This is a genomic window from Butyrivibrio sp. VCB2001, assembly GCF_000423965.1.
GTDB lineage: Bacteria > Bacillota > Clostridia > Lachnospirales > Lachnospiraceae > Butyrivibrio.
In genome coordinates, this window is record NZ_AUIZ01000018.1 from 1 (window position 1) to 20,523 (window position 20,523).

A 20,523-nucleotide genomic window follows, 5' to 3' on the forward strand; every position below is an offset into this window, starting at 1 on the left:
TATCTTTCCTATGGATGTGGTCTGAGGAACGGTATATCCCTTCTTGGGATCATACCTCCGCCCATGCTCGTAGTAAACATACTTTGTTCCCTTTATCGGCTTGTGCGATATGCCGTTTCCAACAGCCGGTGTTTCTACCGTTATATTAAGATACATGGCTCCTCCTGACGAGTGTTAATTAACTCATTATTATGATACCATATATCCAGGTTGCATGCAATAAAAACGCCGATTTTAAGCCTTTTCTTTGATAATTATCTCATCATTGTCCAACGAGTGTTAATTATCGTGGAAGTTCACATTAATTCAGAGTAACTAAAGCATTTAATCAGACTACAAGGTGCCTTATTCTAAAATAGATTTATTTTGAATTTGCAATATTGTAACAATGATTAATCATAAGAACCATCTGGTGTAGACCAGATGGTTCTTTTGAGTTTTACAATATTTTTTATTTACAGGCTTCTATTACTTCTTTTATCTTAAGGTTTCCGCCAAAGATATCCAGCGCACTTCCCACGGTGGCGTCGACCTTTCCGTTTCCAAGCCTTTTCAAAAGCTCTATATCACTGCAGCTCTTTATACCACCCGCGTAGGTCACAGGCTTTTTGGCCCATTGTCCAAGGATTGTGGCTACGTTTTCTTCAATGCCTTCCTGTTTACCTTCCACATCTGCTGCATGAATAAGAAATTCATCGCAGTAGTCCGAAAGATCATCCATAGTGGCGACGTCAAGCTTAACATCAGTAAGTTTCTGCCATCTGTCGGTTACTACAAAGTAATCATCTTCCACTTTCTTACAGGAGAGATCCAAAACCAGTCTCTCTTTTCCCACTGCTTTTACCAGCTTTTTGAGATTGGCCTTATTGATACGGCCATTTTTAAATACAAAAGAAGTGACTATAACATGCGAAGCTCCGGCTTCTATAAACTCTGAGGCGTTTTCATCTGTAATGCCTCCGCCAATCTGCAATAGTCCGGGGGTTGCCATAAGCGCCGATATTCCCTGCTTTTTCGTCATCTCATAGAAAGGGCTTCCCTGAGGATTGAGCAGAATGATATGGCCACCGAACAGTCCCAGCTCCTTGTACATTCTGGCGTAGTAATCAGCGCCTCTTGCAGAAACGAAGTTCTCAGAAGCGCTGTCTCCTGCATCCTTAAGGCTTGATCCGACTATCTGTTTAACTTTGCCGTTGTGAATATCAATACAGGGCCTGAATCTCATGTATCACAAACCTCACTGAAGTACATCGCTCATATCGTACATTCCTGCGCTCTTTCCTGCCAGGAACTTGGCTGCCTGAATGGCACCCTTTCCAAAGATTGCTCTTGAATATGCTCTGTGAGAAAGAGTCACAACCTCGTCGTGACCTGCAAAGATAACATCATGGTCACCAACGATGGTTCCGCCACGGACTGCAGAGATTCCTATCTCTTTTACAGGACGTTTTTCTCTTCTTGTGCTTCTATCATTAACATACTCATACTCATTATTTAAAGACTCATTGATTGAATCAGCCAGAGCAATAGCTGTTCCTGAAGGAGCATCAAGCTTCTGGTTGTGGTGCTTCTCTACGATCTCAATATCAAAGCCAGCTGCTGCAAAGAGAGGTGAAACCTCCTTAAGCACTTTGATAAGTGCATTCACACCTACAGACATGTTGGCTGACTTAAGAACTGCAACCTTGGAAGAAGCCTCTTTTACCTTATCAAGCTGCTCAGCCGAAAGGCCGGTTGAACAGAGAACTACAGGAATTCCCTTTGCTGTGCAGTAGTCAAGAAGTCCGTCCACTGCTGAAGCATTGGAGAAATCAACGATTACATCTGCATCTACATTGCACTCTGAAAGGCTCTTAAATACAGGAAAATCATAAGTATTCTCGCCAAAGGCATCTACACCTGCAACTACCTGAATATCCTGATCTTCCTTGCAGAGATCGACGATCACATGACCCATACGGCCGTTACAGCCGTGCATTATCATTTTTACCATCACTTAACCTCCAGACCGAACTTTATCATCTCTTCCTTAAGCTTTTCCTGATTCTGAGGCTCCATCTCTGTGAGAGGAAGGCGAAGCGGTCCTGCGTTAAATCCGATCATCTTAAGTGCTGACTTAACAGGGATAGGATTAACTTCTGAGAAAAGAGCTTTTACCAGAGGATAAGCCTTGAACTGAAGCTCACGAGCTGTGGCAAAATCGCCGTCCAGGCACTTCTGGCAGATCTCGTGTGTCTGTCTTGGTGCAACATTCGAAAGAACTGAGATTACGCCAAGTCCGCCAACTGACATGATTGGAACAATCTGGTCGTCATCACCTGAATAGAGGTCGATTGCGCCCTCTGCAAGCTGCATCATCTTGATGGTCTGGGAAATATTTCCTGTTGCATCCTTGATGCCGACAATGTTCTTGTGCTCTTTTGCAAGCTTAACAGCTGTCTCAGGAAGGATGTTGCATCCTGTTCTGCTGGGTACGTTGTAAAGAATGATCGGAATGTTTATAGCGTCTGCAATGGCTGAGAAGTGAGCAATAAGTCCGCCCTGAGTAGCCTTGTTGTAATATGGAGTTACCTGAAGAACACCGTCTGCTCCGTATTCCTCGGCAAGCTTTGAAAGCTCGATTGCTGTCTCTGTGCAGTTAGAACCTGTTCCGGCGATGACAGGGATTCTCTTTGCCACCTTGTCGATACAGAACTTAACTACTTCCATGTGCTCTTTTTCTGACATGGTTGCTGCCTCGCCTGTTGTTCCGCAGACGATGATGGCATCTGTTCCGTTTGCGATCTGGAATTCGATCAGTCTCTCAAACTCCTCGTAATTAACCTCTCCATTTTCTTTGAATGGAGTCGCGATGGCAACTCCCGCTCCCTTAAATATAGCCATGTTTTCCTCCTTCTTAGCACTGATTAGATAAAGAAAGGCTCATCAGAGATTCTGATGAGCCGCCAAAAGCCTAACAAAAAATAGCCATAATGATTAAGCTTATTGATAGCGCCCCATCTTGCGATGACAGTCATACAGCTCTTAACTGTATGCCCAAGCATTCAGCTTACAGGTCACTGAACCTTTCGGCATATTTACCTTCCACTTCGTTTCATCTGCTCCTGTCGCATCCGCGAAGTTACTCATTAAATACGCAACCTCTATCTAATGTCTTATGTGTTTTTTAAATAGTACAACGCAGGTCAACAACCTGTCAATACATAGGCACTTTTTGCCATAAAGTCAGCATTAAATGATCGGCCTTAAGCTCCTGTAACAGTGACGTTTTCTATCTTTACGGCACTTGGAATAAGAGTTGTGTCATACTGCTTAAGCTCTTTTGAGAGTCTTACATTCTTAATAAGGTCTGAAAGAGTTCCGGAAACAGAGCCTCCGCTTACAGGTGTTACCTTATCTCCCTCATGCCAGTAAGCAAGTCTTATCTCTCCTGCGATGTCTCCTGTTATCGGGTCGACACTGAAGTCTGAGAACTCGACAGGCTCAAGGTAGTTGCCACACCTAAGCTCGTTCTCGGAAAGCGATCCGCCTTCAGCAGTGAAGTTACTTGCTATAAAGGAATCCGGAACGCCGAGGTAATAGCGGAACTGAGCATCTCCCCAGAAGTTCTCCGAAACGTTTTCCTTTAAGATATACATGTCGCGTATCTCTGCACCCTGAGAATCTACCGGTGCATTATAGGAGGAGTTGGGAAGTTCTTTCACTGCCTTGATGGTAAAAGTATCGCCTTCTACATTTTCGCAGATGGCCTTGCCCTTCTCCCAGTCCGAGTATCCGCGGTACTTAAATGCTGCGTGCATCTTCATTGCAAACCACTTGAAGATCTCTACCGCATCAGCTGTTGTAAAAAGAACTGTCGCTTTATCCAGTGCAGGTGTAGGAACCGTTACAAGCCTGTCCTTACCAAAACTTAAGGTCTTCGAGATCTCTTTTACCAGATTATCCTTGTCGCAGGTTCCTGAAGTATACATGCGATAGAGCTCAATCTCGTGCTCATCGTTTCTTGCGTTTACAACGACTTCTACCGTTGAGCTGGGATAGCTGACTGTAACATCAACGCCCTCTGAGTTTACGTATCTTCTTGTGTTGCTCTCTGCAAAGATCTCGTAGGAGTTGATGTCTTCGCCTGAAGTCTCCGGAATCTGCTGCATAGCTTCGATGAAGTCCCTGGCCATCTGTGCCGGGTCAAACTTCTCTCCGCCGCCTTCTACCTTCTTTTTGTTGAGCTCGTAGTATGGGTTCTTTACATATTGGGCTCTCTCGTAGAGATCAGCAATTATCTTTTTTGCTTCCTCTTCTGATGCTGTGGGTGATATCTCCTGAGTTGCGCTTCCGAGGAATTTCCCATCCTCAAGTTTTCTGTAAACTGTAACATCGATATGCTCGACATCACGGACTCTGTTCTGGTCAAGCTCATGCTTTATAAAGTAAAACTCCCAGGCGCTTGTGCATTTATCTGTAACTTCAAAGGCATCAACACCCTGAGCTTTTAAAAGTTCAATTATTTTATCTGTCATCTTCTGTTTCCCCTTTATCCAAGTTTCGCTACGGCTTTAAGATATGGGCCTCCGTCAACGGTCTTGACCCATTCCTTGTGTCCTTTACCGCAGGCGCCGTTTCCATGGGATTCGTAGTCTGTGCTGGCCATGGAAATTGAGCCCAGAAGATCGGGCACATATCCGGTCATGATAACAGGTGAAACAACCTTGCCTGTGAGCTTACCGTCAATGATCTCATATCCTCTTGCCACGATACACTGAATTCCCCAGTGCTTGGGATCCTCCATGCCCGAATCCATTCCTTCAAGAAGATAGCCCTTCTTAACGCTCTTTATCATCTCTTCCTTGGTGGAGGTTCCGGGATCAAACATAGTGTTGGTCATTCTGGTGTAAACCTTGTGCTCGAAGTTCTCTCTCTTGCCGTTTCCTGTAGGCTTTGTTCCGAGCCTAAGTGCTGCGAGAGCATCGCAAACACCGGTCTTAAGGATTCCCTTGTCGATCTCTACAACGTCGCCAGCAGGAGTTCCCTCATCATCAAAGGCATAGCTGGTAACGTCTCTTACGCACTTTGCTCCTTCATGCATGGTAACAATGTCTGAGCCGACTCTCTTGCCTAAATATTCTGCTCCGAGAGCTCTCTTTTTAACAAACATATCCATCTCAACGCCATGGCCAAAAGCCTCATGGGCAATGAGTCCGGAAATCTCGGGTGTTGTGATGATCTCGTACTCGCCGGGGATCACGTGGTCGGCACCGAGAGTATCGTTAAGTCCTCTGAAGCTCTCTTTTACCACCTCTCCCATTCCGTCAAAGATCTCAGGTCCCAGCCTGTCTGAGATTCCACTGAAGGACTGGTCACTCTTGCCATCCCTTGCGCCGATGATGAATGCAGCGCCTTCTGAATAAACATAGCTCTGACGAAGGTCCTTATTGGCTGTAAGGAACATCTTGCAGATGTGAGTTGACTGAGCCACGCAGTTGCAGTCAATGACTTCATCGGAAAGGGCTACGCCCTCGTCGCTGAATTTCTGGAGCTTTTCAACAAGTGCTGAAAGATCTGTCTCCTCAGGAAGTGAGCCTGTCTCCATCTCCACAAAGAGCTCCTGCTTCTCATCATCGAGCTTGGGAGTGTTGTAGATTTCAGACTTAGTTGCCGCAAGGACGGACATCTGGGCATCAAGAACGCCCCTCACTTCAGCCGCCATGTCTTTTGCCCTCTCAGGATCAAATCTGTTAAAAGAGTATTCGCTGTAAAGGCCGTCCTTGTAGACCCTGATGACGTTTCCTCTCTCAGTGGTAAGTGTCGATCCGCTCACGGACTTAACGCGCTGTGAAACCCTGACATTAAAGCCAACGGAATCCGTTGAAAGAACGCTTACATAGTCATAGCTCTTTGCAAGTTCTGCAATAAGGTCTTTTAAACCAGGCGCGATATCATTTAAATATGTTGAAAATTTCGCCTTCATTTTTTCCCCTTTTCTTTCATAAATTGGTCACTTTTTGCGCAACCATGCTTAATTTTATCATAAAAGGCCCTTGTTTTCTGTGAAATTTTTATGTTGAACATGTAATACTTGCGTGCTATAATTCCTTAGTTTGAAATGGATGTGTTTTTTCTATATTAAGGAGACAAAAGATTTATGAAGCAGACTAGAAATGATGTAAGGAACGTAGCGATCATTGCCCATGTAGACCATGGTAAGACAACTCTTGTAGACGGACTTCTTCGTCAGAGCGGAATCTTCCGTGAAGGCCAGGAGGTTGTTGAGCGTGTTATGGATTCCGGCGATATTGAAAAAGAGCGTGGAATCACCATCATGTCTAAGAATACAGCTATCACATACAAAGATATCAAGATCAACATCATCGACACTCCCGGCCATGCTGATTTCGGCGGAGAGGTTGAGCGTGTACTTAAGATGGTTAACGGCGTTATCCTTGTAGTTGACGCTTTCGAGGGTCCTATGCCACAGACCAAATTCGTTCTTGGAAAGGCAATGGAACTGGGACTTCCCGTTATCGTATGTATCAACAAGATCGACAGACCCGAGGCAAGACCTAACGATGTTATCGATGAGGTTCTTGAGCTTCTTATGGACCTTGGCGCTGATGACAAGCAGCTCGACTGCCCATTCGTATTTGCATCAGCCAAGGCAGGTACATCTTCACTTAGCCTTGATGAGGCAGGCACAGATATGAAGCCTCTTCTCGATACTATCATCAACTACATCCCTGCTCCTGTAGGCGATCCTGAGGCCAGCACACAGGTACTTATCAGCACCATCGACTACAACGAGTACGTTGGACGTATCGGTGTAGGTAAGGTAGATAACGGTGTTGTTAAGGTTAACCAGGAAGTCGTTGTTGTAAACCACCACGACCCTGAGCGCCGCGTTAAGACCAAGATTGGTAAGCTCTATGAGTACGACGGACTTGGAAGAGTTGAGGTTCAGGAAGCCAAGATCGGTTCCATCGTTGCCATCTCAGGTATCGAGGACCTTAAGATCGGTGATACACTCTGCTCAGTTGATAATCAGGTTGCAATTCCTTTCCAGAAGATCTCAGAGCCTACAATCTCAATGAACTTCATTGTTAACGACTCTCCTCTTGCAGGACAGGAAGGTAAGTACGTAACCAGCCGTCACCTTCGTGACAGACTCTACAAGGAACTCAACACAGACGTATCCTTAAGAGTTGAAGATACAGATACAACAGAGACCTTCAAGGTTTCAGGAAGAGGTGAGCTTCACCTTTCAGTTCTTATCGAGACCATGCGTCGTGAAGGCTTTGAGTTTGCAGTAAGTAAGGCCGAGGTTATCTACCACACAGACGAGCAAGGCCACAAGCTTGAGCCTATGGAGAAGTGCTACATCGACGTTCCCGACGAGTTCTCAGGAAGCGTTATCCAGAAGCTCGGCGAGAGAAAGGGTGAGCTTGTAAACATGGGTGCCGGAAACGGTGGCTACACAAGGATCGAGTTCAACATTCCTTCCCGCGGACTTATCGGATATCGTGGTGAGTTCATGACAGATACAAAGGGTAACGGAATCATCAATACAATCTTCGACGGATATGCACCTTATAAGGGAGACATGAACTATCGTAAGACAGGATCCCTTATCGCATTCGAGAACGGTGAAGCAACTGCATACGGTCTTTTCAATGCTCAGGACCGTGGACAGCTCTTTATCAAGACAGGTGACAAGGTATACTCAGGAATGGTCATCGGAACCAGCGGAAAGAGCGAGGATGTTGAGGTTAACGTCTGCAAGACCAAGCACCTCACAAACACAAGAACATCTGCATCCGATGAAGCACTTCGTCTCGTTCCACCTCGTGTAATGAGCCTTGAGCAGTGCATCGAGTTCATCGACAACGACGAACTTTTGGAGGTAACACCCACAAGCCTTAGAATCCGTAAGAGAATTCTTGATCCTACACTTCGTAAGAGAGCAGGCTTTAAGAAGAACAACTGATAATAATAAAAGCAAGGACCGTTCAATTTGGTTCTTGCTTTTTTCTTTTATAATATGTAGTAGCCCTTGTCGCCTTCTGTTATGGTTATCTGGCCTTCGCACTTTTGCGTAAGGCCGTTTTTTATGGTCTCAAGGTCCGACTCTTTTACGCAGATATCAAAGCTTACATCTGCTTCATATCTTGAATCGGCGATAGCTATATTGTTCTGTCCAAGATAATACTGGACATTATTTATCATGTTGTAGCCAACGGTCAGTGTGAGCTTTTGGGAAAAGACCTTTTCCCCCACCTCAGCATCTGCAAGTGCCGCCTGTGCTGCCTGAGTGTAGGCCCTGACAAGGCCTCCCGTTCCAAGTAGTACTCCTCCGAAATATCTTGTAACTATTATCAGGGCATTGGTGATCCCTGCTCCGTTTATGACTTCAAGGATAGGCTTTCCTGCTGTTCCCGAAGGTTCGCCGTTATCACTGCACTTTGAGATCTCGCTGTTTTCTCCTATCACATAGGCGTAGCAATTGTGTCTCGCATCCCAATACTTCTTGGATATTTCCGCGATCTTTGCTTCGGCCTCTTCCGTGCTCTCGACGTTGTAAACAGCGCCGATGAAACGCGACTTTTTCTCGACGATCTCGCCGATTCCATCTTTAGTTATGACTTTGTAAGATTCTCTGCTCATAAAGTGAGTATACCATAAGTGTGTGAGTCAGGGGAGTCAGTGGGGACGGTTCTCTTTGACTCATTTCGCTTTGCAAAACGAGTCAAAGAGAACCGTCCCCACTGACTCCCCAAACCCAAATTTTGCTCAAAACGTGGGATGTGGTATAATAGATTGGTTTAATAGTTTTAAAAATATGCGAGGAAAGTATATGAACTATGGTAAAAGAGGTATCGTTCAGCAGGCAAGAGCGCTGAGTTCCGGTACCGACAAATGGGGAAAGAAATTCAGTCTTTTCGGTTTTTATATTATGCTGGCGCTGATCCTTGGAGTAGTAATTATTGGATCAAGTGCGGGAATCGGTGTTTTCAACGGAATCAGGGACAACGCTCCGGATATTTCAAATATTGATGTTACGCCAAGAGGTTTTTCAACCTTCGTCTATGACACCGACGGCAATCAGATTGCAAAGCTCGTATCCACGGATTCAAACCGTATCCCGGTTACAGGGGACATGATACCTGAGCTGCTTTCAAAGGCCTTCGTTGCTATCGAGGATGAGCGATTCTATGAGCACAACGGTATTGATATCCAGGGTATTATTCGTGCTGCTTACGTAGGAATCACAACTCGTGATTTTTCACAGGGTGCTTCTACTATTACCCAGCAGCTCTTAAAGAACAGCGTATTCTCCGGATGGACAGACGAAACATTTTTGCAAAGTGTAAAACGTAAGATTCAGGAACAGTACCTGGCCGTTCAGCTTGAGAAGAGAATGTCCAAGGAAGATATCCTTCTCAACTACATGAACACCATCAACCTTGGCCAGAATACACTGGGTGTACAGGCTGCATCACTTAGATATTTCAACAAGCCTGTTTCAGACCTTAACCTTTCAGAGTGCGCAGTAATTGCTGCCATTACTCAGAATCCGAGCAGGTTTAACCCCATCACCCATCCCGAAAAGAACGCCGAGCGTCGTACCAAGGTCCTTAACAACATGCTCAAGCACAAGTTCATCACTCAGATTGAGTATGACACAGCTTTGGCAGATGATGTTTATTCAAGGATCCAGAACGTCAACCAGGAGACCGGTGGAGATTCCACCATCAACTCCTACTTTGTAGATGCTCTTACCAACGACGTTATCGATGATCTTATTGCAGCAGGTTACAACGAGACTCAGGCCTACACCCTTCTCTACAGTGGCGGTCTTAAGATTTATTCAACACAGGATCCGGACATCCAGAGAATCTGTGATTCCGTATTCCAGGACGAGAGCAATTACCCTGAAGGCACCAAGTACCTTCTTGCTTACGAGCTTTCAGTACAGGCACCTGACGGAACCGTGACCAATCACAGCAGTGAGATGTTCCAGTCATACTTTAAGCAGCAAAAGAGCTCTTTTAACATGATCTACGACTCCCACGAATCTGCAGAAGCAGCGATCGAGGAGTACAAGTCCGTAGTCATGAACGAAGGCGACGAGGTTCTGGGCGAGAAGATCACCCTGACTCCTCAGCCACAGGTTTCAATCACTGTTGAGGAACAGTCCACAGGTTATATCGTAGCCATGGTGGGCGGACGTGGTCAAAAGACTGCCAGCCGTACCCTCAATCGTGCTACCGACTCCTACCGTCAGCCGGGTTCAACCTACAAGGTTCTTTCAACCTATGCTCCCGGTATCGACAGCGCAGGACTTACTCTTGCTACAGTATTTAATGATGCTCCGTTTGCCTACGCCAACGGAACACTTGTAAGAAACTGGTGGGGTTCATCCTACAGAGGTCTTAACACAGTAAGATCAGCCATCAGGGATTCCATGAACGTAATCGCAGTTGAGGCCCTTACGCTCATCACACCTCAGCTCGGTTTTGATTACCTTAAGAACTTCGGATTCACAACCCTTGTAGAAAAAGAAGAGATCAACGGACAGATCTTCTCCGATATCCAGCAGTCAACGGCTCTGGGCGGACTTACCAAGGGCGTTAAGAACTTCGAGCTTAATGCCGCTTATGCATCAATCGCCAACGGCGGAGTATACATTAAGCCCAAGCTCTACACCAAAATTGTTGATCACGACGGAAATGTTATCTTAGATAATACCCTGCCGGAATCAAAGCGTGTTTTAAAAGAGACAACCGCTTTCCTTCTGACAAGTGCAATGCAGGACGTTGTTACCAGTGGTACCGGTGGTTCTGTAAACTTCGGAACCACAGCCATTGCAGGTAAGACAGGTACAACCTCAGATTACAACGACGTTTGGTTTGCAGGTTACACCAACTACTACACAGCAACAACCTGGGCAGGTTATGACAACAACGCCAAGATGACTGTTTCAGCAGAGAAGAACCTTGCAAAGACCATGTGGAGAAAGGTTATGGAACAGGTTCACAAGGACCTTCCTTACTCCTCCTTCTCTACCCCAAGCGGAATCGTATCTGCAACAGTCTGTGCAAGATCAGGAAAACAGCCTATTGCAGGCCTTTGCGACGGAACTCTCATCTCAGAGTATTTTGAGGAAGGCACTGTTCCCACAGAGAGCTGCGATGTACATTACGGCGGAACAATATGTGCTCTCGACGGACTTCCTGCTACCGAGCAGTGTCCATTCAAGGCACAGGGCGTATTCGAACTGACACCTGAAGTTCCACCGGCACTCCAGTCAGGCTTTGTAAACTACACGCCGGGCAATTCGGCATATACAACTACTACCAATGAAAACGGCGAGACCGTCATGGTGCTGAACCAGTGCCGTCACACTCCTGAATACATGCAACAGGAGGGCATCGAAGGTATCATCCAGGGTGAGTGGCAACTTCTCCAGGACGCAGCTGCCGCAGCAGCTGCTGCAGCAGGCGAAGGTGCTCCGCCGGAGCAGCAGGCTCAGGAGACCGTGGTTGACCAGGTTCCTGAGAACGTAGCAGCAGGCAATTAAAATAAAGACCAAGGGAAGCAATTCCCTTGGTCTTTTTGAGTCAGTTGGGAGTCAGTGGGGACGGTTCTCTTGGGGAGTCAGTGGGGACGGTTCTCTTTGACTCATTTTGCATAGCAAAACGAGTCAAAGAGAACCGTCCCCACTGACTCCCCAAGAGAACCGTCCCCACTGACTCCCAACTGACTTTTATATAATCTTATGTTTCCGAATAAAAATATTGTAATACACCAGATACAGCATCGATGTCACAGCCCACGTAATGGGGTAGCTCATCTCCACCATCTCCAGTGTCCTGTTCATCGGGAACGCAAACAGTATCCACAAAACCCTGAGGACACATACACCACTCATGGTAATGATCATCGGGAAAAGAGCATCTCCCATCCCTCTTAGAACTCCCGAGAAAATCTCAACACCGATATATATCACGTAAAACGGAGCCAGGAATTTTATCATCTGGAAGCCGATCCTTACAACCTCTTCATTCTTAACAAATATCCTTAATATAAACTCCCCGAACACACACAGAAAAGTGCTCAGCGGAATCGTCAATATCAGTGCTATAAGAGCGCCTTCTCTTGCAGATCTTCTGACTCTGTCATACCTTCCCACACCGTAGTTTTGTCCGGCAAATGTTGTCACGGCAGTTCCCAGAGAATTCATGGTCATCCAGAAGAGCACGTCGATCTTGCCATACGCTGCCCAGGCGCTGGTTGCGTCTTTTCCGAAGCCGTTTATGGCAGCCTGGATAAGGATGTTTGAAAGGGTGTACATGGTTGACTGAAGTCCCGCAGGAATTCCGATACGCACTATCTTTCCAAGGAGCTGACCGTCAAACCTGATCTTTGTAAGGGTAAGTCTGTAGGAATCCTCGCTCCTTGCAAGCATTGCCATGACCAGAACAGCACTTATGAGCTGACTCAAGATCGTAGCAACAGCCACACCCGTAACGCCGTATACGTCGCCTCTTTTACCAAATCCAAGTCCTATTACAAACAAAAGGTCCAAAATGATATTAAAGAAACTACTGATAACCAGGATAATAAGAGGCCTTTTGGAATCTCCCACCGCCCTCAATATTCCGGCGCCCATGTTGTAAACAAGGTTTGGTATCATTCCAAGGAAATATATCCGCAGATAGATGATAGAAGCCGCTTCCTGCTCGATTGGCGTGTTCATGGTCCTGATTATCCAGGGCGATGCCAAAACGCCGATCAGGGTGATCACAAGCCCTCCTGCCATAGCCAACGCGATGGAAGTATGAACTGCCCTTTCGACCTCTTCTTTTCTGGCAGCGCCGTAGTACTGGGAAATAACTACCGCCGCTCCGGAGGACAGTCCCATAAAAAAGCCGACGAACAGATTGACTATCATGGCTGCCGATCCGCCTACAGCTCCCAGAGCGTCGCTGCTTACTGCCCTTGAGACAATGACCGCATCTATTGTATTGTAAAACTGTTGAAAAAAGGCCCCCAGAAGAAGTGCAAAGAAATACGAGAGCATGTTCTTCCAAATGGGTCCTTCGATAATATTGTTATTCTTCATGATTTTTTCTATTTCTAACTCCTCGCTAACCTATTATACGAAAATACCTATAAAAGTAAATAACATTTTGTTGTATAATAATTTTATATTGTGATACCAAGGAGGAAATTGTATGAGGAAATTTACTGTTAAAACAATTGTCGCAATCGCCATCGGCGCAGCACTCTTCTTTGTTCTCGGAAGATTTGTTGCAATCCCAAGCCCGGTGCCGAACACTAACGTTTCAATCCAATACGGACTTCTGGCATTCATCGCCGCTGTATTCGGACCTCTTGCAGGTGCTCTTGCAGGACTTATCGGCCACTTCTTTATCGACTTCAGCTTTGGCTGGGGCGTATGGTGGAGCTGGGTTATCGCTTCCGCAGTATTTGGCTGCCTCATGGGAATCTTCAGCAGCAAGCTCAAAGTTGACGAAGGCGAGTTCGGTGTAAAGGGAATCATCACCTTCAACATAGCGCAGGCTATTTCTCATGCGCTTGCATGGATCGGCGTTGCTCCATGTCTTGATATTCTCATGTTCCAGGAGCCTGTAAACAAGGTATTCCTTCAGGGTGTTACAGGTGCTATCATCAACATCATCACAACAGCTATCGTAGGCACACTTCTTTGCATCGCTTATTCCAAGACCATTCCGAAGAAGGGTAGCTTAAAGGAAGAAAATTGAGTAAGACTATCATTGAATTTAAAGAACTGGGATTTCAGTATAGAGCGCAGGCAAACCCTACGCTCTATAATATTAATCTGAAGATTGAAAAAGGCGAAAAGGTTCTAATCGCAGGTCCTTCCGGTTGCGGAAAGTCCACCATGGCAAACCTGATAAACGGCCTTATTCCCTTCTCCTACAAAGGCGAGATCACAGGATCTCTTCTTATTGACGGTAAAGAGTCACGGGATATGTCTCTGTTTGATATCTCCCACATCGTGGGCACTGTACTACAGGACAGCGATGCACAATTCGTAGGTATGACCGTTGCCGAGGATCTGGCTTTTGCCCTTGAGAATGACTGTATCGAACAGGGTGCCATGAAGGACAGAGTAAAAGAGATTGCGGATATCCTAAACCTTAAGGCAGTCCTAAGACATGCTCCCTTTGAGCTCTCCGGCGGGCAAAAACAGCGCGTATCCGTGGGCGGTGTAATGGTCAGTGACGTGGATCTGTTTCTCTTTGATGAGCCACTTGCAAACCTTGACCCCAAGACCGGCAAGCAGGCCATTGAGCTTATTGACAATCTGCAAAAGAGAACCGGAGCAGCCGTCATCATCATCGAACACCGTATAGAAGATGTCCTCCACAGGCCCATCGACAGAGTCGTTCTGATGAATGAGGGACGCATCGTCTCCGACACTTCTCCGGATGAACTTCTGTCTTCTAAACGCCTTGCAGACTGTGGAGTCAGGGAGCCTCTGTATCTTACCGCGCTTAAATACGCAGGAATAGAGATATCCCCTGATATTCACCCTTCATCTCTGACAGGACTCACTCTGTCAGACCATCACAAGGAAAAGGTAAGAGATTTCTTCAATCAGAATCAGGCAAAAAGTAAGTCTTCCGCCTCTGACAAACTGCTGGAGGTAGCCGACTTGTCTTTTACCTATGAAAAGACAAATAAGCGGACCCTGAATGATATATCCGTCAGCATAAATAAAGGAGAAATGGTAGCCATCGTAGGCACCAACGGCGCCGGAAAATCCACCTTCTCCAAGGTCATCTGCGGTATGGAAACCCAGGACTGCGGAACCATAATGTTCGACGGTCTGGATTTTGCCACTCTTTCCATAAAAGAGCGCGCCGAGCATGTGGGCTACGTAATGCAAAATCCCAACCAGATGATCTCCAACGTCATGATCTTCGACGAAGTCGCCATGGGCCTTAGGCTCAGAGGCGTTCCTGAGGATGAGGTAAAGACAAGAGTTGAAAAAGCTCTCGACATCTGCGGACTTTATAAGATGCGCAACTGGCCGATTTCAGCCCTTAGCTATGGTCAGAAAAAGAGAGTTACCATATGCTCCATTCTTGTCCTTGAGCCTGACATGATGATCCTGGACGAGCCCACAGCCGGTCAGGATTACAGAAATTACACCAAGATCATGGAATTCTTAAAGGGACTCAACGACAGGGGCATCACCATCGTCATGATCACTCACGACATGCACCTCATGCTGGAATATGCGGACAGGAGTATTGTCTTTTCAGATGGACGTATAATTGCCGATATGAGCTGCGCTGAAGTTCTGACAAACAAGGATATCGTAGACAGGGCAAGTCTTAAAGAGACAAGCCTTTATCACCTTGCAGGAATCTGTGATATCAATGACGGAACCGGCTTTGTCCAGAGTTTTATTCGAGCAGAGCGCTTGATGAGGTAGTCTCGAATCTAGCGCGAGCCGTGGGTGGACACTTGGCGAGGTCTTTTCGAGCCTAGTGTAGCATCCCAGATTATGAGAGGAAGAAAGCATGAATAATCTCTTTAACTATATTGAGAAAGAATCTCCAATACATAGCCTAACAGGCGCAACGAAGCTTGTGTGTCTTCTGCTCTGGAGCCTTGCTGCCATGACAACTTATGACACCAGGCTGCTTTTAGGGCTTGCAGTTATGGGAATAGCTCTTTTCCCCGTGGGTAAGATAGGGATAAAAGACGTATCCTTCATGCTGTGGTTTACTCTTGTATTTCTGGTTCTGAACACTGTTTTGGTATATGTGTTCTCACCTCAGCATGGCACAACTGTTTACGGCACCTGTACTTATTTATTCGGGCTCACCGGACACTTTGCACCGACAGCCGAGCAGCTCTTTTTCCAGTTCAACTATATACTTAAATACTTCGCGACGATTCCCTTTGTGCTTCTATTCGTCTGCACAACAAACCCAAGCGAATTCGCTGCTTCACTGAATAAGATCGGAGTCAGCTACTCCGTCTCCTACTCAGTAGCACTGGCCCTTCGCTACATACCGGACATTCAGAAACAGTATCACGAGATCAGTCAGGCTTCACAGGCAAGGGGCGTTGAACTCAGTAAAAAGGCATCTCTGGTAAAGCGCCTTAAATCAGCTTCCGCCATCCTTATTCCTCTTATTCTGAGCAGCATGGACAGGATCGAGATTATATCGAACGCCATGGAGCTGAGGTGCTTTGGCAAAAATAAGAAAAGAACCTGGTATATGGCCCAGAAATTTAAGCCGCTGGATTATTTCTGCATCATCGTGTGTGCGCTCCTATTTGCGGCTTCTATCGCTCTTACGACCATAAACGGAAGCAGGTTCTATAATCCCTTTATTTGAATCTGAATATGAATATAAAAAAGGCGCTTCATGATAATTCATGAAACGCCTTTTTCGTGCGGATAACAGGACTTGAACCTGCACGGTCGCCCACTGGAACCTAAATCCAGCGCGTCTGCCAATTCCGCCATATCCGCCCATGGCAGTGCCATAAAAAAACAAAATCCCCATTCTGCAAAGAATAGGGATCAAATGAGACACGGGGGATTCGAACCCCCGACAACTTGATTAAAAGTCAAGTGCTCTACCACCTGAGCTAGTATCCCATATAAACAAAAATGCGGCTCAAAAAAGCTAGGAAACTGGGCCAGCCGGATTCGAACCGTCGTATGCAGCAGTCAAAGTGCTGTGCCTTACCGCTTGGCGATGGCCCATTATCAGCAGTAACTACTGTGAACTGAGGGTGGCTAGAGGGACTCGAACCCTCGGTCTCCAGAACCACAATCTGGCGCGTTAACCAACTACGCTATAGCCACCATATAAAAATGTGCCCGAAGGGATTCGAACCCCCGACCCACGGCTTAGAAGGCCGTTGCTCTATCCAGCTGAGCTACGGACACATATGCTGTCACCTTTCGGTGAGAGCGGGTGATGGGAATCGAACCCACGTATCCAGCTTGGAAGGCTGGTGTTCTACCATTGAACTACACCCGCGTGTGTATTCAGTTGACGGCTTGATGACTTAAATCGGGGTGACAGGATTCGAACCTGCGACCCCCTGCTCCCAAAGCAGGTGCTCTAGCCAAGCTGAGCCACACCCCGTTCTGCAAGCTTAACATCTTAAGCCGTAACGCAATAGCTATTATATAACGGTACGGAATTAGTTGTCAACACAATTTTTTAATTAAAGATATTTTATTTCGAAAGCCACGTCCCCACTGTCTTTCAGCGTGATAACAAGGTAGCTTGGACGCCTTCCTTCCTGTCTTGGATAGGATAAACTTCCGGGATTAAAAAGATAAACACCGTCCACATATTTTGCAACGGGTTTATGTGTGTGGCCAAAAAATATCATGTCAGCCCCTCTGGAAATCCCTTCGGATTTAATATTCTCCAGATCCATGGAAACCAGATAGTGATGACCGTGAGTAGCAAAGCAGTGATGCCCGCCAAGGTCGAATTCAATCTCCCTGTTGAGACTGGCAAAAAAGTCATTGTTCCCGGCAACGAAGTATACAGGGCAGTTTGCTGCAAGAGCAAATTTCCCCTCCGAGCCTTCAAAATCACCGCAATGAATAATGCCATCCACCGGTTCTTCTATATCCAGCACATCATAAAAATTGTTGTCATGTCCGTGAGTATCACTCACCACCAAAATTTTCTGCATTAATTACCACCGCAACTTATTTCTCAAGTTCTTTTCTAAGAAGAGCCTCTATCTCCCTGAGCGCCTTGCCCCTGTGGCTTATGGCGTTCTTTTCCTCACCTGATATCTCTGCGCTTGTCTTGCCATATTCCGGCAAAAAGAAAATAGGATCATAGCCAAAGCCGTTCTCTCCGGCGATGCTGTAAGCAATTCTTCCTTCCATCTTGCCAAGGGCGTCGAGTTTTTTGCCCTCGGGAAGCGTTGCTGCTATGGCGCACACGAATCTTGCGCTCCTGTCCTCATCCTTTACTCCTTCGAGCCTTTCAAGGATTATCCTGTTCTTCTCGCTGTACGGAGTATCTTTTCCCAGATATCTTGCAGAGTATATTCCGGGTTCACCGTTTAAATAGTCTATCTCAAGTCCCGAATCATCAGCGAGGACCACAGTCTGCGCTGCCTGCTCAGGCTCTTTTTCCTGAAGGAGCTTATAAATGGCATCTGCCTTGATCCTGGCGTTTTCGGAAAAGGTCTTGCCATCTTCCACAACATCCTCGAAAACTCCCGCCTCCTTCATGGAGAGTACCTCTGCATCTATACCCCCCAAAATTTGACGAATCTCCCTCATTTTGTCCTTATTTCCTGTTGCAAATATAATTCTCATTCCATCACCTCAAAAGCTTCTAAAACGGCGTTATAAACGCCTTCAGCCACCTTATTCATATCAGTCTTGCCGGCAGGATCTTGCGCCTCATCACCAGCGTCACCAATGCTGATCTTAAGCCTTGCCGACGGGATACTTGACGTAGAAAGCAGTTCATCTTCTCCGGCCGGTACAACTCCAAGCGCCGAAACGCCGCTTGCCACTGCGCAGTTTCTCTCTACCATATCCGCAAACTGTGCATTGTTTAATCTTCTTAAGAAAAACCTGTCGTTATAATAACAGGTAAGTCCCACATCATTTCCCGAATCATCAGCAGAAAGTGCAATAAGAAGGTCCGCCTGGCAGTCCTTGACCAGCGCCTTCCTCTGCTCCATACTTACATCCTCATCAGCCTGACTGGTGAAGTAGAACTTTATATCATTATTCTGATCCCGGGACGCAATGTTCTTCAGTAAAAGAGCTGTCTCTAAGAAAACTGCATCCGTATCCACCGCAACTATCCTGTCATACTTCTCGGAAGGCCTATAAAACCTGACCTCAATGGTGCTTGATTCTGTCAAAGTACTCTCATTGGCATACAGATTATCAAGATCAAAATCCAGACACACTCTGCCGGTGTCATTCTGTGCAACGCACACAGCATCCTCAATGATATCAAGGTCTGTCACTATGGCATTGTCCTTATAAAAGCCCTCTTCTCTGCTGTCAATATAGATCCTCAGCTGATGGTCCATATATCTGTCTTCCAGCACGATGTTATCGGAGCTGACGCTCTTTGGAAGCGGAATTATAAGCACATCTCTTTTGTCCTGCGGGACATTTTTATCAACCAAAAGTGTATATGCATTTTCGGAACTGCCCCTCTCAAGCTGTACTCCCGCAGCATCTGTGATCATGATATGCTTGGTCGCCGATCTGTAGAGCATCAGAGAAATGGAGACAATTGCGAAAACAGAAGCCTTGATGGCAACTTTTTTCATTTCCTTGTTAGTCATGTCTATGCATTTCTCCTGGGAGGCTTGGGACCCATATACTGATAAAAGTAGGTCTTTAGCATTCCGTTGTATATCTTTCTGTTCTTATCCGCTTTTCTGCCGATGTACTTCTCAGCAGTTTCAAAACCTGTGATCAGGTACATTGACCAGGAATCAAGAGCTCTGTATCTCTCTCCAATGGTCTTGTACAGCTCGGGAAGAAGCTTGTTGTCACCGATTCTCTCGCCGTAAGGCGGATTGGTGATGATAAAGCCGTATTTCTTCCTGTGGCTAAGATCTGCTATGTCCCTGGCCTGGAAGTGGATCATGTTCTCCACGCCGGCCTTTTTGGCATTTATTCTGGCAATCTCGATCATCTCAGGATCGATATCGTAGCCCTGAATGTCCGTCTCAACATCCGTCAGGATTTCATCCCTGGCTTCGTCTCTTACGTCTATCCAGTTCTGCTTGTCTATAATGTGAGTCCAGCTCTCGGCCGTAAAATTCCTGTTCATGCCCGGGGCGATATTGGCAGCCATCATGGCAGCCTCGATCGGAATGGTTCCGCTTCCGCAGAAAGGATCCACCAGTATCCTGTCTCCCCTCCAGGGCGTTAGCATGATAAGCGCAGCAGCCAGATTCTCAGCGATAGGCGCTTTGGATTCAAGCTTTCTGTAGCCTCGCTTATGAAGGGAATCTCCGGTGGTATCAAGCGCCACGGTAACCTCATCCTTCATAAGGAATACCCTAACCGGGAAATCATCTCCGTTTTCATCAAACCAGTCTGTGTGATAGCTCCCCTTCATCCTCTCCACCATGGCTTTCTTCATGATGGACTGTATATCTGATGGGGAAAAGAGCTTGCTCTTCACACTACTTGCCTTCTTGACCCAGAATCTTCCGTTCTTTGGAATAAACTCTTCCCAGGGAAGTGCCTTGGTGCCCTGGAACAGCTCCTCAAAGCTCTCAGCGTGAAAGCTTCCAACCTTGATAAGTATCCTCTCTGCTGTCCTGAGACCGATGTTGGCACGACAAACAGCGTCCGGATCCCCTGCAAAGGTAACTCGGCCGTCTGCAACCTCTGTGATATCGTATCCCAGATCAATTATTTCTTTTTTTAGTACTGCCTCCAGGCCAAAATGGCATGGGGCTATCAGTTCAAATTTCATCATAATAACTGATTAT

At 46.4% G+C, this 20,523-nt stretch carries 16 protein-coding genes, 7 tRNA genes and 1 riboswitch; of the genes, 5 read left to right on the forward strand and 18 right to left on the reverse strand.

Annotation, left to right across the window (positions count from 1 at the left end; all coding sequences use genetic code 11):
- Positions 1 to 451: 451 nt before the first annotated feature.
- From hisA to G589_RS0114285, 5 genes are all read right to left on the reverse strand, one after another.
- Positions 452 to 1,225 (reverse strand): phosphoribosylformimino-5-aminoimidazole carboxamide ribotide isomerase, encoded by a 774-nt coding sequence (hisA, locus tag G589_RS0114260; RefSeq protein WP_026522597.1) that lies wholly within the window; start codon positions 1,223 to 1,225, stop codon positions 452 to 454.
- Between the two features lie 12 nt (positions 1,226 to 1,237).
- Positions 1,238 to 1,993 (reverse strand): 4-hydroxy-tetrahydrodipicolinate reductase, encoded by a 756-nt coding sequence (dapB, locus tag G589_RS0114265; protein ID WP_026522598.1) that lies wholly within the window; start codon positions 1,991 to 1,993, stop codon positions 1,238 to 1,240.
- On the reverse strand, positions 1,993 to 2,883 hold the full coding sequence (gene dapA, locus G589_RS0114270) for a 4-hydroxy-tetrahydrodipicolinate synthase (protein ID WP_026522599.1): 891 nt from the start codon (positions 2,881 to 2,883) through the stop codon (positions 1,993 to 1,995). The genes dapB and dapA overlap by 1 nt, the downstream gene beginning before the upstream one ends.
- Before the next feature lie 98 nt (positions 2,884 to 2,981).
- A riboswitch (Lysine riboswitch) is annotated at positions 2,982 to 3,154 on the reverse strand.
- Positions 3,155 to 3,245: 91 nt separating this feature from the next.
- A complete protein-coding gene (locus G589_RS0114280) occupies positions 3,246 to 4,517 on the reverse strand; it encodes a metallopeptidase TldD-related protein (RefSeq protein ID WP_026522600.1) in 1,272 nt (423 codons plus the stop codon).
- A gap of 14 nt (positions 4,518 to 4,531) precedes the next feature.
- Positions 4,532 to 5,965 (reverse strand): TldD/PmbA family protein, encoded by a 1,434-nt coding sequence (locus tag G589_RS0114285; protein ID WP_026522601.1) that lies wholly within the window; start codon positions 5,963 to 5,965, stop codon positions 4,532 to 4,534.
- Positions 5,966 to 6,139: 174 nt separating this feature from the next.
- Between G589_RS0114285 and typA the strand changes: the two genes are divergently transcribed.
- Positions 6,140 to 7,975: a translational GTPase TypA gene (gene typA / locus G589_RS0114290; RefSeq protein ID WP_022769623.1), complete on the forward strand. Its 1,836-nt coding sequence runs from the start codon at positions 6,140 to 6,142 to the stop codon at positions 7,973 to 7,975.
- A 47-nt stretch (positions 7,976 to 8,022) separates the two neighbouring features.
- On the opposite strand, the gene G589_RS0114295 is transcribed toward typA, so the two are convergent.
- Positions 8,023 to 8,652: a YigZ family protein gene (locus tag G589_RS0114295; RefSeq protein ID WP_026522602.1), complete on the reverse strand. Its 630-nt coding sequence runs from the start codon at positions 8,650 to 8,652 to the stop codon at positions 8,023 to 8,025.
- A gap of 190 nt (positions 8,653 to 8,842) precedes the next feature.
- Between G589_RS0114295 and G589_RS20090 the strand changes: the two genes are divergently transcribed.
- On the forward strand, positions 8,843 to 11,569 hold the full coding sequence (locus tag G589_RS20090) for a transglycosylase domain-containing protein (protein WP_035776196.1): 2,727 nt from the start codon (positions 8,843 to 8,845) through the stop codon (positions 11,567 to 11,569).
- A 186-nt stretch (positions 11,570 to 11,755) separates the two neighbouring features.
- Here G589_RS20090 and G589_RS0114305 read toward each other — a convergent pair whose 3' ends face one another.
- Complete coding sequence (locus G589_RS0114305) at positions 11,756 to 13,114, reverse strand: MATE family efflux transporter (protein WP_081669064.1); 1,359 nt, start codon at positions 13,112 to 13,114, stop codon at positions 11,756 to 11,758.
- 112 nt (positions 13,115 to 13,226) lie between these two features.
- On the opposite strand from G589_RS0114305, the gene G589_RS0114310 reads away from it, so the two are divergent.
- The 3 genes from G589_RS0114310 (at position 13,227) to G589_RS0114320 (ending at position 16,397) form a co-directional block, all read left to right on the forward strand.
- Positions 13,227 to 13,778, forward strand: a complete 552-nt coding sequence (locus tag G589_RS0114310; RefSeq protein WP_026522604.1) for an ECF-type riboflavin transporter substrate-binding protein — start codon at positions 13,227 to 13,229, stop codon at positions 13,776 to 13,778.
- On the forward strand, positions 13,775 to 15,481 hold the full coding sequence (locus G589_RS0114315; protein WP_026522605.1) for an ABC transporter ATP-binding protein: 1,707 nt from the start codon (positions 13,775 to 13,777) through the stop codon (positions 15,479 to 15,481). Before G589_RS0114310 ends, G589_RS0114315 begins: the two co-directional genes overlap by 4 nt.
- Before the next feature lie 88 nt (positions 15,482 to 15,569).
- Complete coding sequence (locus G589_RS0114320; RefSeq protein WP_026522606.1) at positions 15,570 to 16,397, forward strand: energy-coupling factor transporter transmembrane component T family protein; 828 nt, start codon at positions 15,570 to 15,572, stop codon at positions 16,395 to 16,397.
- A gap of 57 nt (positions 16,398 to 16,454) precedes the next feature.
- On the opposite strand, the gene G589_RS0114325 is transcribed toward G589_RS0114320, so the two are convergent.
- The 11 genes from G589_RS0114325 to G589_RS0114375 all read right to left on the reverse strand — a co-directional run bounded on the left by G589_RS0114325 (position 16,455) and on the right by G589_RS0114375 (position 20,510).
- Positions 16,455 to 16,534: transfer RNA gene (locus tag G589_RS0114325), tRNA-Leu, on the reverse strand.
- 56 nt (positions 16,535 to 16,590) lie between these two features.
- A tRNA-Lys gene (locus tag G589_RS0114330) sits at positions 16,591 to 16,663 on the reverse strand.
- A gap of 36 nt (positions 16,664 to 16,699) precedes the next feature.
- Positions 16,700 to 16,771, reverse strand: a tRNA-Gln gene (locus G589_RS0114335).
- Positions 16,772 to 16,799: 28 nt separating this feature from the next.
- Positions 16,800 to 16,873 (reverse strand) — tRNA-His (locus G589_RS0114340).
- Positions 16,874 to 16,883: 10 nt separating this feature from the next.
- Positions 16,884 to 16,957: transfer RNA gene (locus tag G589_RS0114345), tRNA-Arg, on the reverse strand.
- Between the two features lie 23 nt (positions 16,958 to 16,980).
- Positions 16,981 to 17,051 (reverse strand) — tRNA-Gly (locus G589_RS0114350).
- 33 nt (positions 17,052 to 17,084) lie between these two features.
- Positions 17,085 to 17,159, reverse strand: a tRNA-Pro gene (locus G589_RS0114355).
- A gap of 82 nt (positions 17,160 to 17,241) precedes the next feature.
- Positions 17,242 to 17,724, reverse strand: coding sequence for a metallophosphoesterase (locus G589_RS0114360; RefSeq protein WP_026519789.1), 483 nt, complete (start codon positions 17,722 to 17,724; stop codon positions 17,242 to 17,244).
- Between the two features lie 16 nt (positions 17,725 to 17,740).
- Positions 17,741 to 18,364: an RdgB/HAM1 family non-canonical purine NTP pyrophosphatase gene (rdgB, locus tag G589_RS0114365; protein WP_026522607.1), complete on the reverse strand. Its 624-nt coding sequence runs from the start codon at positions 18,362 to 18,364 to the stop codon at positions 17,741 to 17,743.
- A complete protein-coding gene (locus tag G589_RS0114370; protein WP_026522608.1) occupies positions 18,361 to 19,359 on the reverse strand; it encodes an N-acetylmuramoyl-L-alanine amidase in 999 nt (332 codons plus the stop codon). The genes rdgB and G589_RS0114370 overlap by 4 nt, the downstream gene beginning before the upstream one ends.
- A 2-nt stretch (positions 19,360 to 19,361) precedes the next feature.
- Positions 19,362 to 20,510 carry a THUMP domain-containing class I SAM-dependent RNA methyltransferase gene (locus G589_RS0114375; protein ID WP_026522609.1) on the reverse strand — a complete coding sequence of 383 codons (1,149 nt, stop codon included), beginning with the start codon at positions 20,508 to 20,510 and terminating at the stop codon, positions 19,362 to 19,364.
- Positions 20,511 to 20,523: the final 13 nt, after the last annotated feature.

What these genes read in the sequence shown, in the direction of transcription:
- hisA (WP_026522597.1), bottom strand. Translation starts at nt 1,225, where the DNA reads ATGAGATTCAGGCCCTGTATTGATATTCACAACGGCAAAGTTAAACAG.
- dapB (WP_026522598.1), bottom strand. Translation starts at nt 1,993, where the DNA reads ATGGTAAAAATGATAATGCACGGCTGTAACGGCCGTATGGGTCATGTG.
- dapA (WP_026522599.1), bottom strand. Translation starts at nt 2,883, where the DNA reads ATGGCTATATTTAAGGGAGCGGGAGTTGCCATCGCGACTCCATTCAAA.
- G589_RS0114280 (WP_026522600.1), bottom strand. Translation starts at nt 4,517, where the DNA reads ATGACAGATAAAATAATTGAACTTTTAAAAGCTCAGGGTGTTGATGCC.
- G589_RS0114285 (WP_026522601.1), bottom strand. Translation starts at nt 5,965, where the DNA reads ATGAAGGCGAAATTTTCAACATATTTAAATGATATCGCGCCTGGTTTA.
- typA (WP_022769623.1), top strand. Translation starts at nt 6,140, where the DNA reads ATGAAGCAGACTAGAAATGATGTAAGGAACGTAGCGATCATTGCCCAT.
- G589_RS0114295 (WP_026522602.1), bottom strand. Translation starts at nt 8,652, where the DNA reads ATGAGCAGAGAATCTTACAAAGTCATAACTAAAGATGGAATCGGCGAG.
- G589_RS20090 (WP_035776196.1), top strand. Translation starts at nt 8,843, where the DNA reads ATGAACTATGGTAAAAGAGGTATCGTTCAGCAGGCAAGAGCGCTGAGT.
- G589_RS0114305 (WP_081669064.1), bottom strand. Translation starts at nt 13,114, where the DNA reads ATGAAGAATAACAATATTATCGAAGGACCCATTTGGAAGAACATGCTC.
- G589_RS0114310 (WP_026522604.1), top strand. Translation starts at nt 13,227, where the DNA reads ATGAGGAAATTTACTGTTAAAACAATTGTCGCAATCGCCATCGGCGCA.
- G589_RS0114320 (WP_026522606.1), top strand. Translation starts at nt 15,570, where the DNA reads ATGAATAATCTCTTTAACTATATTGAGAAAGAATCTCCAATACATAGC.
- G589_RS0114360 (WP_026519789.1), bottom strand. Translation starts at nt 17,724, where the DNA reads ATGCAGAAAATTTTGGTGGTGAGTGATACTCACGGACATGACAACAAT.
- rdgB (WP_026522607.1), bottom strand. Translation starts at nt 18,364, where the DNA reads ATGAGAATTATATTTGCAACAGGAAATAAGGACAAAATGAGGGAGATT.
- G589_RS0114370 (WP_026522608.1), bottom strand. Translation starts at nt 19,359, where the DNA reads ATGACTAACAAGGAAATGAAAAAAGTTGCCATCAAGGCTTCTGTTTTC.
- G589_RS0114375 (WP_026522609.1), bottom strand. Translation starts at nt 20,510, where the DNA reads ATGATGAAATTTGAACTGATAGCCCCATGCCATTTTGGCCTGGAGGCA.